General features: G+C 33.3%; 8 protein-coding genes and 3 tRNA genes. 6 read left to right on the forward strand and 5 right to left on the reverse strand.

Going from position 1 to position 13,768, the window contains the following annotated elements; genetic code table 11:
- Positions 1-6: 6 nt before the first annotated feature.
- On the reverse strand, positions 7-1,089 hold the full coding sequence (gene gcvT / locus AC9UFV_RS02990; RefSeq protein WP_509572615.1) for a glycine cleavage system aminomethyltransferase GcvT: 1,083 nt from the start codon (positions 1,087-1,089) through the stop codon (positions 7-9).
- Between the two features lie 200 nt (positions 1,090-1,289).
- On the opposite strand from gcvT, the gene hutH reads away from it, so the two are divergent.
- Positions 1,290-2,792, forward strand: a complete 1,503-nt coding sequence (gene hutH / locus AC9UFV_RS02995; protein WP_509572617.1) for a histidine ammonia-lyase — start codon at positions 1,290-1,292, stop codon at positions 2,790-2,792.
- A 36-nt stretch (positions 2,793-2,828) separates the two neighbouring features.
- Here hutH and rimK read toward each other — a convergent pair whose 3' ends face one another.
- On the reverse strand, positions 2,829-4,202 hold the full coding sequence (gene rimK, locus AC9UFV_RS03000) for a 30S ribosomal protein S6--L-glutamate ligase (RefSeq protein WP_509572619.1): 1,374 nt from the start codon (positions 4,200-4,202) through the stop codon (positions 2,829-2,831).
- Between the two features lie 143 nt (positions 4,203-4,345).
- Positions 4,346-6,895 carry an ATP-dependent Clp protease ATP-binding subunit gene (locus AC9UFV_RS03005; RefSeq protein WP_509572621.1) on the reverse strand — a complete coding sequence of 850 codons (2,550 nt, stop codon included), beginning with the start codon at positions 6,893-6,895 and terminating at the stop codon, positions 4,346-4,348.
- A 262-nt stretch (positions 6,896-7,157) separates the two neighbouring features.
- On the opposite strand from AC9UFV_RS03005, the gene gyrA reads away from it, so the two are divergent.
- The gene (gene gyrA / locus AC9UFV_RS03010) at positions 7,158-9,785 is read left to right on the forward strand and encodes a DNA gyrase subunit A (protein WP_509572623.1); all 2,628 of its coding nucleotides are present in this window, start codon (positions 7,158-7,160) and stop codon (positions 9,783-9,785) included.
- Positions 9,786-9,805: 20 nt separating this feature from the next.
- Positions 9,806-11,152 (forward strand): tetratricopeptide repeat protein, encoded by a 1,347-nt coding sequence (locus tag AC9UFV_RS03015; protein WP_509572625.1) that lies wholly within the window; start codon positions 9,806-9,808, stop codon positions 11,150-11,152.
- 50 nt (positions 11,153-11,202) lie between these two features.
- Here the strand turns inward: AC9UFV_RS03015 and AC9UFV_RS03020 are convergent, their stop codons facing one another.
- The gene (locus AC9UFV_RS03020) at positions 11,203-11,964 is read right to left on the reverse strand and encodes a C40 family peptidase (RefSeq protein ID WP_509572628.1); all 762 of its coding nucleotides are present in this window, start codon (positions 11,962-11,964) and stop codon (positions 11,203-11,205) included.
- Between the two features lie 6 nt (positions 11,965-11,970).
- Complete coding sequence (locus tag AC9UFV_RS03025; protein WP_509572630.1) at positions 11,971-13,152, reverse strand: acetyl-CoA C-acyltransferase; 1,182 nt, start codon at positions 13,150-13,152, stop codon at positions 11,971-11,973.
- Between the two features lie 278 nt (positions 13,153-13,430).
- Between AC9UFV_RS03025 and AC9UFV_RS03030 the strand changes: the two genes are divergently transcribed.
- The 3 genes from AC9UFV_RS03030 to AC9UFV_RS03040 all read left to right on the forward strand — a co-directional run bounded on the left by AC9UFV_RS03030 (position 13,431) and on the right by AC9UFV_RS03040 (position 13,685).
- Positions 13,431-13,517: transfer RNA gene (locus AC9UFV_RS03030), tRNA-Ser, on the forward strand.
- 14 nt (positions 13,518-13,531) lie between these two features.
- Positions 13,532-13,606 (forward strand) — tRNA-Pro (locus AC9UFV_RS03035).
- Positions 13,607-13,611: 5 nt separating this feature from the next.
- Positions 13,612-13,685, forward strand: a tRNA-Arg gene (locus AC9UFV_RS03040).
- The last annotated feature ends 83 nt before the right edge of the window (positions 13,686-13,768 follow it).

Raw genomic sequence — 13,768 nt, forward strand, 5'->3', positions numbered from 1 at the left:
ATTATTTTATTTCTTATAAAATGGCAATTTAACCACTTTAGCGGGTACGTCATTTTTTCTAATTCTAATAAAAATATCGCTACCCACAGCTGAAAATGAAGTTGGCACATAGCCTAATCCAATTCCAACATTCATTGATGGAGACATTGTGCCTGATGTTACCATTCCAATTACATTTCCGTTAGCATCTACAATTTCATAATCGTGACGAGGTACTGATCGTTCTTGCATTTCAAAAGCAATTAATTTTCTGCCAACACCATTTTCTTTTTGTTTTTTCAAATTTTCAGAATTGGTGAACTCTTTCGTGAATTTTGTTATCCAACCCAATCCGGCTTCTAGTGGAGAAGTCGTATCGTTAATATCGTTTCCATACAAACAAAATCCCATTTCTAATCGCAATGTATCACGTGCTGCTAATCCAATTGGTTTGATGCCAAATGCTTCACCAGCTTGGAATACTTTGTTCCATATAGCTTCAACTTGATCGTTTTTACAATAAATTTCAAATCCTCCAGATCCAGTATAACCTGTTGCAGAGATAATCACATTGTCAAATCCAGCGAAATCTCCCACTTCAAAATGATAATAAGCAATTTGGGATAAATCAATTGACGATAATGATTGCATTGCTTCAACTGCTTTAGGACCTTGAATCGCCAATAAAGAATACTCATCTGAACAATTTTCCATTGCAACACCTAAATCATTATGAGATGAAATCCAATTCCAATCCTTATCAATATTTGAAGCATTTACTACTAATAAATATTCTTCATCAGCCATTTTATAGACAATTAAATCATCTACAATTCCGCCTTCATTATTTGGCAAACAAGAATATTGCGCTCTTCCAATCGTTAATGTAGAAGCATCATTTGAAGTTACTTTTTGGATTAAATCCAAAGCTTTTGAACCTTTTAGAAAAAATTCACCCATGTGAGAAACATCAAAAACTCCCACGCCATTTCTTACTGTTTCATGCTCTGCGTTAACACCTTCATATAAAATAGGCATATTATAACCTGCAAAAGGAAGGATTTTTGCACCTAAATTTTCGTGAACGCTTATTAAGGCTGTATTTTTCATTGTTTTGTTAGCTTTGATTTACAGCCGCTAATTTATTCATTTTTTATGGAGTTACAAAGCGACTTTTATTCAATTTATTGATTATTGATTTTCTAAGTATTATTTTTTGATATAAAATTATTATAATCATAAAATATGCTAATAAACCTTGCTTTATAATTAGTAAATAGTGATTTTTGTAGTTCAATAAAATTATTATCATGAGTAATATTCATTATATAAGTACCGATGTTCTTTCTTTAGAAGATGTTCAAGAAATCATTTACCAACATAAAACCCTTGAATTATCTGAAGAGGCGCGAGTAAATATCCAAAAATGCAGGGATTATTTAGATTCCAAAATGGAAGCAAATGAAACACCAATTTATGGAATAAACACTGGTTTCGGATCACTTTGTAACGTTAAAATTTCGAATGAAAATCTTTCCAAACTTCAAGAAAACCTTGTGAAATCTCACGCTTGTGGAACAGGGGAAGAGGTTCCATCGGAAATTGTAAAGTTGATGTTGCTTTTAAAAATTCAATCATTAAGTTATGGTTATTCTGGTGTTCAGTTAATAACCGTATTGAGACTTATTGATTTTTATAATAATGATATATTACCATTAATTTATACTCAAGGATCTCTTGGTGCATCAGGTGATTTAGCCCCTTTGGCTCATTTATCCTTACCTTTATTAGGGGAAGGAGAAGTGATTTATAATGGAAATAAAGTGCCAACTTCAGAAATAATGAAGCAATTTAATTGGAGTCCAATTGTACTTCAATCAAAGGAGGGATTGGCTTTGCTTAATGGAACTCAATTTATGAGTGCTTATGGAACTCATATTTTATTGAAAGCGATAAAATATTCTTATTTAGCCGATTTAATCGGAACTATTTCATTAGAAGGATTTGATGGTCGTCAAGAACCATTCAATGAATTAATTCATTTTATAAGACCTCATAAAGGACAAATTGTTACAGCAAATAGAGTGAATGAATTTTTGGAAGGAAGTGAAATTATTTCCCAGTCTAAAGTGCATGTTCAAGATCCGTATTCTTTCCGATGTATTCCACAAGTTCACGGAGCTTCAAAGGATGCAATAGACTACGTGAAAAAAGTATTCAAAACAGAAATAAATTCGGTAACCGATAATCCGAATGTATTTATAGAAAGCGATCAGATAATTTCGGGTGGAAATTTCCACGGACAACCATTGGCCTTAGCCCTAGATTTTCTGGCAATCGCTTTATCAGAATTAGGAAGTATTTCCGAAAGAAGAACTTATCAATTAATTTCAGGTTTAAGAAATTTACCTCCTTTTTTAGTTGACAATCCTGGATTAAATTCAGGATTTATGATTCCGCAATATACCGCAGCTAGTATTGCAAGTCAGAATAAACAATTGGCTACTCCAGCAAGCGTTGATAGTATTGTATCTTCAAACGGTCAGGAAGATCATGTAAGTATGGGTGCAAATGCGGCTACCAAAGCGTTACGAATTATGGATAATTTAGAGCGAATTCTTGCTATTGAGCTAATGAATGCTTCTCAGGCAATTGAATTTAGAAGGCCTTTAAAATCAAGTGATTTTATCGAGATGTTTTTAAAATCCTATCGTGAGGAAGTTCCTTTAGTTAAAGAAGATAGAATTCTACATTATGATATTCAAAAATCAGTGGCGTTTTTGAATAGTTTTGTGATTGATCTAGAAATTTAAATATTCGATAAAATATTAAATTCTATTTGAGAAAAATTACATTTTATGTTTAAAATTTTTCTCAATTGCTTTAATCATTTCACCAGCAATATCTTTATTGGTAGCCCCTTCGATACCCTCTAACCCTGGAGATGAGTTCACTTCTAATAACAATGGTCCTTTAGAAGATCGAATAATATCTACTCCAGCAACTTTTAAATCCATCGCTTTTGCAGCTTTAATTGCAATTCTCTTTTCCTCAGCAGTGACTTTAATTACCGAAGCGGTTCCACCCAAATGAATATTGGCTCTAAATTCACCTGGCATTGCTTCACGTTGAATTGCAGCAACCACTTTACCGTCAATTACAAAACATCTAATGTCTTTTCCGTTGGCTTCTTTAATAAATTCTTGAACTAATATATTGGCATTCAAACTTTTAAAAGCATTGATAACACTTTCAGCTGCTTTTTTAGTTTCCGCCATTACCACGCCTTTTCCTTGAGTTCCTTCTAATAATTTCACAATTAATGGTGGTCCGCCAACCATTTTAATTAAATCGTTGGTATCAAGTGGAGAGTTTGCAAAACCGGTTGTAGGAATATCAACTCCATTATTTAATAACAGTTGTAAAGAAAATAATTTATCACGAGATTGAGTGATAGCTGCGGCAGAATTCAAGCAATAAACTTTCAATGCTTCAAATTGGCGTGTTAATGCACAACCATAAAAAGTAATACTAGGACGAATTCTTGGGATAATTGCATCAAAATTATCTAAAATTCTTCCCCCACGATAGTGAATTTCAGGCGTTGTTGCGTCTAATTTCATGTAACATTCCTTAATATTTAAGAAGTGCATTTCATGACCTCGCATTTCACCAGCTTCCATAATTCTCTTATTGCTATACAATTCTTTATTGCTTGCCAAAACCCCAATGCGAAGTCCTGTTGTTGCTTTCTCAGAAGATTTATACAACTCTGTCAATACATCTTGAGTTGGTTCTCCCAATAAGTATTTTTGTTCAGGATCTACAAGAACCCTTCCGCTCATGGCTTCACGACCTAAAAGCATTCGAAAACCCATAGAATCTCGATTGGTTAAAGTAATTTCAATAGACCAATTTTTCCCACCAATTTCCAGTTCTGAACCAATAACGTAACGTTGTTCTCTGAATCCGCTTGAACTTTTAACGATTCTTTTATCAATTAATTTAGATTCACAATGAATAATAGTTTTTACATTGTTTTGAATTGGATTAATATCAAATTTTACCCAATTTTCACCATCTTTAATAAATGGTGCAATATTGATAGCGTGTAATGCCGATGTTTTAGCACCAGAATCTACTCTTGCTTTAATTGTTGGAATTCCTAAAATAGGGAAGGAACACCATTCTTCACTACCAACTATAACTTTTTCTTTAAACATATTATTGATTGTAAATTGATAAAATAATATTTTCCAAAAGTATATATTTTGTTTTAATTTAAATGAAGAATTATATTAAATAATAAACCCATCAATTATTGACAAAAAGATGGGTTTAAAAAACTTGTTATGTACTGAATTTATTAATTTGTTGGCTCTGGAGCTTTAGTTACTTTTACAACCAATTCTTGAGTTGTTTCGTCTAAATCCATAAATATTTCATCACCAGCACCAATTTTACTAGTAATAATTTCTTCAGCAAGGGCATCTTCAACATATTTTTGAATCGCTCTTTTTAATGGTCTAGCGCCAAATTGCTTATCGAAACCTTTTTCGGCAATAAAAGCTTTAGCAGTATCTGAAAGATTTAGTTCGTAGCCAAGATCTTTTATTCTTGCATATAATTTTTTCAATTCAATTTCAATAATCAAATCGATATCGTGTTTTTCTAATGCGTTGAAAACAATTACGTCGTCAATTCTGTTTAAGAACTCCGGAGAAAACGCTTTTTTTAGTGCATTTTCAATGATGCTCTTAGAGTTTTCATCTGCTTGAGAAATTTTTGCTGAAGTTCCAAAACCAACTCCTTGACCAAAATCTTTCAATTGACGTGCTCCAATATTGGAAGTCATAATAATGATAGTATTTTTAAAATCAATTTTACGACCTAAACTATCGGTTAAATAACCGTCATCCAATACTTGCAACATCATATTAAATATGTCTGGATGCGCTTTTTCAATCTCATCTAACAATACAACGCTGTAAGGTTTTCTTCTTACTTTTTCCGTTAATTGCCCACCTTCTTCATATCCTACGTATCCTGGAGGCGCTCCAACTAATCTTGAAATTGCAAATTTCTCCATGTATTCGCTCATGTCAATTCTGATTAAAGCATCTTCAGAATCGAACAATTCTTTGGCCAAAACTTTCGCTAATTGGGTTTTACCTACACCAGTTTGCCCCAAGAAAATAAACGAACCAATTGGTCGATTTGGATCTTTCAATCCAGCACGATTTCTTTGAATAGAACGAGCAATTTTTAACACCGCTTCATTTTGCCCAACTACCTTATTTTGAATTAGTTCAGGGAGTATAGCTAATTTATTACTTTCAGTTTGAGCAATACGATTTACAGGTATTCCTGTCATCATAGAAACCACATCGGCAACGTTATCTTCGGTTACTAATATACGATTGTTTTTAGCATCTTCTTCCCATTGTTCTTGGGCTACAGCCAAATCTTTTTCGATGCGTTTTTCATCGTCACGAAGTTTAGCGGCTTCTTCATATTTCTGTCTTTTTACCACAGAATTTTTAAGTTCGCGTACTTCTTCCAATTGTCGTTCGAAATCTAAAATTTGTTTTGGCACCTCAATATTGGTAATATGTACTCTTGAACCCGCCTCATCTAAAGCATCAATCGCTTTGTCTGGAAGGAAACGCTCCGACATGTATCGGTTGGTCAATTTGACACAAGCCTCAATTGCTTCAGGAGTATAAGTCACATTGTGATGGTCTTCGTATTTATTTTTGATATTATTCAAGATAGTAATCGTTTCTTCAACAGATGTTGGTTCAACAATTATCTTTTGGAAACGACGTTCCAAAGCGCCATCTTTCTCTATATATTGTCGGTATTCATCTAATGTTGTTGCTCCAATACATTGTATTTCGCCACGAGCTAAAGCTGGTTTGAACATATTGGATGCATCCAATGAACCAGTCGCACCTCCAGCACCAACAATAGTGTGAATTTCGTCAATAAATAGTATGATATCGTCGTTTTTTTCCAATTCATTCATCACTGCTTTCATTCGCTCTTCAAATTGCCCACGGTATTTTGTACCGGCAACAAGACTAGCTAAATCGAGTGTAACCACTCGTTTATTGAATAATATTCGCGATACTTTCTTTTGGATAATCCGTAAAGCTAAACCTTCTGCGATAGCTGATTTACCAACTCCAGGTTCACCAATTAAAAGTGGGTTGTTCTTTTTGCGGCGACTTAATATTTGAGAAACCCTTTCGATTTCTTTTTCACGACCAACTACTGGATCTAATTTTCCTTCTTCGGCAAGTTCGGTTAAATCACGACCAAAATTATCTAAAACTGGAGTTTTTGACTTTTTATTGGACTTATTCGTAGGATTATTAAAATTGTCACCTTTTAGGCTGTCATCTTGTCCTGAATCGTCATTATAAGATTCAGCTCTTGGCAAATTTTCTAAAAATTCGCTCTCGGTGTTATTTGGTGTCATGTTTAAATATTGTTCTTTGGCGGTATCGTAGTCGATTTTTAACTTGTTAAGAAGTTTAGTTGTAGGATCATTTTCGTTCCTTAAAATGCATAAAAGTAGGTGAGCGGTACTAATTGTAGTGCTCTGAAATACTTTAGCCTCTAGAAAAGTTGTCTTTAATGCGCGTTCTGCTTGACGTGTTAGATGTAAGTTCTTCTTATCTAAACCAATTTCAGCGTTAGGGTTGGCAGGGCTTAAGATTTCTACTTTCCTGCGTAAAAAATCTAAATCTACCGATAGGTTGTTTAATATATCTATTGCTGTACCATTTCCATCTCTCAAAATTCCAAGCATAAGATGCTCTGTACCAATGAAGTCGTGCCCTAATCGAAAGGCTTCTTCTTTGCTATAGGTTATTACATCTTTAACTCTTGGTGAAAAATTATCATCCATATATAGTGTTTTACTTTTGTAAATTTATTAATTTATATTCATAAAATCAAAAACCGTACCTTCTATGAATTAGATAGCTAATTGACAAAAAAATATCTAATTTAAAAAGGATAATGCCTAATAAATTTATTAACCAAAAGTCATTCAAAATTTGTTAATAAATCATCAAAATTATTGCTTTAAAATGTAAATAAAATGGTTTAAAAAGACTATATTAGCAAGATTTTTAATTCAAAAATAATTTTTAATTTAACTATATAATATGTCTGACGGAGAAAAGTTAATCCCTATTAACATTGAAGAAGAAATGAAATCAGCCTACATCGATTATTCGATGTCGGTAATTGTATCACGAGCACTTCCAGATGTTAGAGACGGTTTGAAACCAGTACATCGAAGAGTACTTTATGGAATGTATGATTTAGGAGTTTTTTCGAATAAAGCTCATAAAAAATCCGCAAGAATTGTTGGAGAAGTTTTAGGAAAGTATCACCCTCACGGAGATACTTCTGTATATGATGCGATGGTTCGTATGGCTCAGGAATGGAGCATGCGTTATTTATTAATTGACGGTCAAGGTAACTTTGGTTCTGTTGATGGTGATAGCCCTGCAGCGATGCGTTATACTGAGGCTAGAATGCGTAAGATTTCAGAAGAAATCATGGCAGATATCGAAAAAGAAACAGTTGATTTCCAATTGAATTTTGACGATACTTTATATGAGCCAAAAGTAATGCCTACAAAAGTACCTACCTTATTAATTAATGGTGCTACGGGAATTGCAGTGGGTATGGCTACCAATATGCCTCCACACAATTTAACGGAAGTTATTAATGGAACTTTAGCTTATTTAGATAACGAAGATATTGAAGTTGACGAATTGATGAATCATATTAAAGCCCCAGATTTTCCAACTGGAGGTATAATTTATGGTTATGAAGGTGTTCGTGAAGCATTCAAAACGGGTAGAGGTAGAATTGTAATGAGAGCTAAAGTTAACTTTGAAGAAGTTGATGGAAGAGAATCAATCATTATAACTGAAATACCATACCAAGTTAATAAGGCTGAAATGATTAAAAAAACAGCCGATTTAGTAAATGACAAGAAAATTGATGGTATTGCCAATATTCGTGACGAATCGGATAGAAATGGTATGCGAATCGTGTACATATTAAAGAGAGATGCTACTCCAAATGTAGTTTTGAACACTTTATATAAATTCACACAATTACAAGCTTCTTTCAGTGTTAATAATATCGCCTTGGTAAAAGGTCGTCCTCAAATGTTGAATTTGAAGGATATGATTCATTATTTTATTGAGCACCGTCATGATGTTGTGGTTCGTAGAACTCAATTTGAATTAAGAAAAGCAGAAGAGAGAGCCCACATATTAGAGGGTTTAATCATAGCTTCTGATAATATTGACGAGGTAATTGCTTTAATTCGTGGATCGAAAAATACTGATGAAGCTAGAGAAAAATTAGTTGAAAGATTTAATCTCTCAGATATCCAATCCCGTGCAATTGTTGAAATGCGTTTACGTCAATTGACAGGATTAGAACAAGACAAGTTAAGAGCTGAATTCGAAGAATTAATGAAATTAATTGAGCATTTAAAAGCGTTATTAGCAGATGTTAATTTGAGAACAGAAGTAATTAAAGAAGAGTTGATCGAAATTCGTGATAAATACGGTGACGCTCGTCGTTCTTCAATCGAATATTCAGGTGGAGATGTAAGTATTGAGGATTTAATTGCTGATGAAAATGTGGTAATAACCATTTCTCACGCTGGTTATATCAAACGTACGAATTTAACAGAATACAAAACTCAGAATAGAGGTGGAGTAGGACAGAAAAGTGCTGGAACAAGAGATCAAGATTTCTTAGAGCATTTATTTGTGGCATCAAATCACCAATACATGATGTTCTTTACTCAAAAAGGAAAATGTTTCTGGATGAGAGTTTATGAAATCCCTGAAGGTAGTAAAACAGCAAAAGGACGTGCCTTACAAAACTTAATCAACATTGAAAGTGATGATAAAGTAAAAGCATTTATTTGTACACAAGATCTTAAAGATAAGGTTTACACCAATAGTCATAACCTAATCATGGTGACTAAAAAAGGTCAAGTGAAGAAAACATCATTAGATAAATATTCTAAACCTCGTGTGAACGGAGTTGCGGCAATTACTATTAAAGAAGGCGACGAATTATTAGCAGCTCAATTAACAGATGGAAACAGTCAAATTATGATAGCTGTGAAATCAGGAAAAATGGTACGTTTTGAAGAAACAAAAACGCGTCCAATGGGAAGAACAGCCTCTGGAGTTCGTGGAATTACATTGAAAGACGAGTCTGATGAAGTAATTGGAATGGTATCTGTAAATGACATGGAAAGTGAAATCCTTGTGGTTGCTGAAAATGGTTATGGAAAACGTTCAAGTATTGAAGAATATAGAATTACCAATCGTGGAGGAAAAGGAGTAAAAACTCTAAATATCACAGAAAAAACTGGTAAATTGATATCTATAAACTCAGTAACAGATTCAGATGATTTAATGATTATCAACAAATCTGGATTAACAATTAGAATGGCTGTAGAAGATTTAAGAGTAATGGGTAGAGCAACGCAAGGAGTTAAACTTATTAATATTAAAGAAAACGATTCAATTGCTGCTGTTACTAAAGTAATGAAGGATGATGCAGAAGAAGTTGTTGTTGATGAAGATGGAAATGTAATTGAAGCAGCTGTAATCGAGAGAGTTAAACCAGTGTTAGAAGTTCTTGAAGACGACGGTGTCGCAGATGACGATGATGATGACGACGATGAAGTTATTGAAGACGATGACGAAGATTCTGATGATGACTCAGACGACGAAAACGAAGATTAATTAATTTAAAATTTATAAATATGAAAAGTAAAGTTCTATTACTTGTATCATCAATCCTAATTTCAACTGCTGCATTTGCACAAAAGGATGAATTAAAAACGTTAAAGAAAATATATGGAAGAGAAAAAATTTCTGATTCCGATATGGAACTTTACAAAACTACATTAGTAAATGGAGAGTCTTTAATTGCCGCTTCAACTGAAGACGACAAAGTATATTTTAGTTTTTATAAAGCGATGTCGCCTGTTTTGGAGTTAAATCTGGTTATGTCTAAGCCCGAAAATGCAAAAAATCCTGGATTGATACTTAAATACCTTACTGTTGATAATGTTAGTCTGTTAGTAACCAATTTGAATGCTACCTTGGCTTATGAAAAAAAATCGGGAAAACAAGTTTATACCAAAGACATTCAAGAAACGATCACTTCATTTAAGCCAATGTTAATTAGTTATGCTGTTGCTCTTTCAGGTAATTCAAAGATGAAAGAAGCTGCTGATGTATTAGCATCAATTTATGAATTGGATAAAACGGATGTTGAAAAATTGTATTATGCAGCAAATTATGCTGTTAATTCAAAAGATTATGTGAAGGCTTTAAAATATTATGGAGAATTAAAATCTTTAAATTTCACCGGAGAATGTACTCAGTATTATGCAAAAAATATATTGACCGAGAAAGAAGATTATTTTGGAAATACTCCAGATGCTAAAACCGATAGAGAATCAAAAATTAAATTAAAGTTATATTCTGATCCTCGTGATGAAAAAATCCCATCAAAGAGACCGGAAATTTTCAAAAGTATTGCATTAATTTTATTGGAATTAGGAAAGTCTGATGAAGCAAAACTTGCATTAAAAGAAGCGAGAGTTGAAAGTCCAGAAGATGTTGGTTTGATTATTTCTGAATCTAATATTTATTTGAAAGAAAACGATATGGTTTCTTACAAAAAATTAATTTCAGAAGCTTTAGAGAAAAATCCAAATAATGCTGATTTAGTTTTCAATTTAGGTGTTATTTGCTATAATAATAAAGAATTAACAGATGCTGAAAAATATTATTTAAAAGCGATTGAAATTGATTCAAATTATATAAATGCTTACCTAAATTTAGCTATTCTGAAGTTAGATGCTGAAAAAATTCTAATTGATAAAATGAATAAATTAGGAGATTCAGCTCCTGAAATGAAAAAATATAATGTTTTGAAAAAACAAAGAGAAGATGTTTATAAAAGTGCTATTCCTTATTTAAAAAAGGTGGTTGAATTAGATCCACAAAATGTTGAAGCTATCAAAACATTAGTTGGAGTTTATAATGCAATTGAAATGTTTGACGAAGCAAAAGCTTTAAAAGCGCAGTTAAAGAAATAATATTCTAAATATCTTATAAAAAAAATCCCGACAAATTGCTCGGGATTTTTTTATATAATTTTTTTAATGACTCTTAATTTATGGGTATGCCTATTGGTTTCCGCGTTGTAAATTCCTAAATGATCAATTCGGTCAATTCTAACTTTTCCACTTGCGTGAATAATATAATTGTTTTCCATAATTATTCCTACGTGAATGATATTTCCCTCGTCGTTATCAAAAAAAGCCAAATCTCCAGGCTCACTTTCTTCAATAAAACTTAATGGTATTCCTTGTGAAGCCTGTTGCGAGGCATCGCGAAGTAGTTTGTAACCATTTAATTTATAAACCATTTGCGTAAACCCAGAACAATCAATTCCAAAAGGAGTTTTTCCACCCCAAAGGTAAGGAGCGTTTAAATACATAAACGCCGTTTTTAGCAATTCCGATTTTGATTTGATTCCGCTAACTTTTGCACCTTCAAAATCATAATTGGACTTATTGATATTGGAATCATCCAAAAAAGATAAAGTTGCGCCAAGTGGAATTGGCATCATGAAATTATTATCTGCAGTAACGTAATCAATTAAATCTCCGTTTAAAACTATTTCTTGAGCAGAGAGCGTTTTATAATCTTCTTTAGAAATAGGTTGAAATTGTTTAGTGTCAATCCAACCTTCGTAATCATCATATTGTAATTTGATTTTGGTCCATTGTTTTTGCTTTTCTAATACCTCAAAATGTTCGCCAAACAACACTTGCGAAACTATTTCACTTCGGTCGTTAGGTTCTATTCTTAAAGGAATAATCGCTAAATTACAAATGCCAAACATATAAAATTATTCTCTTTCAATTACAATTGCGGAAGCTCCTCCACCGCCATTACAAATTGCTGCAGCACCAATTTTTGCATTATTTTGGGCTAAAACACTAATCAAAGTTACAATTATTCTTGCGCCTGAACAACCTAGAGGATGTCCTAGTGATACTGCACCTCCGTTTACATTTACTTTGGATGCATCCAATCCTAAAATTTTAGAATTGGCTAAGCCTACAACTGAAAAGGCTTCATTAAATTCAAAAAAGTCAATATCATTGACTGATAAACCAACTTTTTTTAATGCTTTTGGTAGTGCTACGGAAGGAGTAGTGGTAAACCATTTAGGTTCTTGTGCTGCATCTGCATAACTTTTGATATAGGCTAATGGTTTTAAACCTAATTCAATTGCTTTATCTTCACTCATTAAAATAAGTGCTGCTGCACCATCATTTATAGTAGAAGCATTTGCAGCTGTTACCGTTCCTTCTTTTGTAAAAGCTGGAGCTAATGTTGGAATTTTGTCCAATTTGACATTGGTATATTCTTCGTCTTTGTCAATAATTATTGGTTCACCACGTCTTTGTGGAACAGAAACAGGGACAATTTCTGAATCAAATTTCCCTGATTCCCAAGCTTTAGCTGAACGATCATACGATTGAATTGCAAAAGCGTCTTGTTCTTCACGAGAAATTTTATATTCGGTTGCACATAAATCGGCAGAAACCCCCATAGCTGAGTTATCGTATGCATCAGACAATCCGTCTTTTTGCATTCCGTCAATCATATTGGCTGGTCCAAATTTATATCCATTTCTTAAATGTAAATAGTGAGGAATTAAACTCATATTTTCCATCCCTCCAGCAACAATTATATCAGCATCACCAGCCATAATTGCTTGTGCGCCTTGCATTACTGCTTTCATACCTGAAGCACATACTTTATTGACTGTAGTTGCTATGGTTTTTGTAGGAAGTCCAGCTAATAAAGCCGCTTGACGCGCTGGTGCTTGACCAACTCCTGCTTGAACTACATTTCCCATTATTACCTCATCAATTAATTCAGGGCTTAAATTGATCTTATTTAATGCACCTTTTATTGCTGCGGCACCAAGTTGTGGTGCGGTTACTGTTGATAATCCGCCCATGAAACTACCTATTGGAGTTCTTACTGCGGAAACAATTACTACTTTTTTATGCGTCATTAGTGTTAGTTTTAGACTGCGAATTTAATCATTTTGGGTTAATAGTAAATTACAAATACTAGAATATTATAAACACATTTTAATTTATTTTACAATAACATCACACTAAGTCAAGTAAAATGAAATCAATTTGTATAATATAATTAGGCTATTAACTTGATTGTTAATGATTTTAATTGCACTTATAAAAAACATTTAAAAAATCCGAGTATTTATTTGTAAAATATAGATTAGTACGTTACATTTGCATCCGCTTTAAGAGAAGAGAAATCTTCTAAGGAGAGTTGCCTGAGTGGCCGAAAGGACATGTTTGCTAAACATGCGTATGGGAAACTGTACCAAGGGTTCGAATCCCTTACTCTCCGCAAAGATTAATATACGGGGTGTAGCGTAGCTCGGTTATCGCGCCTGCTTTGGGAGCAGGAGGCCGCAGGTTCGAATCCTGCCACCCCGACAAATGGACGCATAGCTCAGCTGGATAGAGCACCTGCCTTCTAAGCAGGCGGTCGAAGGTTCGAATCCTTCTGCGTTCACATTGTTGAACCAAAAGCCTCTAGAGAAATCTAGAGGCTTTTTTTTATTGTTGTATTTTAAATAGTGTAAATTATATTATTTT

It is taken from the genome of Flavobacterium sp., from assembly GCF_044349645.1.
Lineage (GTDB): Bacteria > Bacteroidota > Bacteroidia > Flavobacteriales > Flavobacteriaceae > Flavobacterium.

What these genes read in the sequence shown, in the direction of transcription:
- gyrA (WP_509572623.1), top strand. Translation starts at nt 7,158, where the DNA reads ATGTCTGACGGAGAAAAGTTAATCCCTATTAACATTGAAGAAGAAATG.
- AC9UFV_RS03025 (WP_509572630.1), bottom strand. Translation starts at nt 13,152, where the DNA reads ATGACGCATAAAAAAGTAGTAATTGTTTCCGCAGTAAGAACTCCAATA.
- AC9UFV_RS03015 (WP_509572625.1), top strand. Translation starts at nt 9,806, where the DNA reads ATGAAAAGTAAAGTTCTATTACTTGTATCATCAATCCTAATTTCAACT.
- hutH (WP_509572617.1), top strand. Translation starts at nt 1,290, where the DNA reads ATGAGTAATATTCATTATATAAGTACCGATGTTCTTTCTTTAGAAGAT.
- rimK (WP_509572619.1), bottom strand. Translation starts at nt 4,202, where the DNA reads ATGTTTAAAGAAAAAGTTATAGTTGGTAGTGAAGAATGGTGTTCCTTC.
- AC9UFV_RS03020 (WP_509572628.1), bottom strand. Translation starts at nt 11,964, where the DNA reads ATGTTTGGCATTTGTAATTTAGCGATTATTCCTTTAAGAATAGAACCT.
- gcvT (WP_509572615.1), bottom strand. Translation starts at nt 1,089, where the DNA reads ATGAAAAATACAGCCTTAATAAGCGTTCACGAAAATTTAGGTGCAAAA.
- AC9UFV_RS03005 (WP_509572621.1), bottom strand. Translation starts at nt 6,895, where the DNA reads ATGGATGATAATTTTTCACCAAGAGTTAAAGATGTAATAACCTATAGC.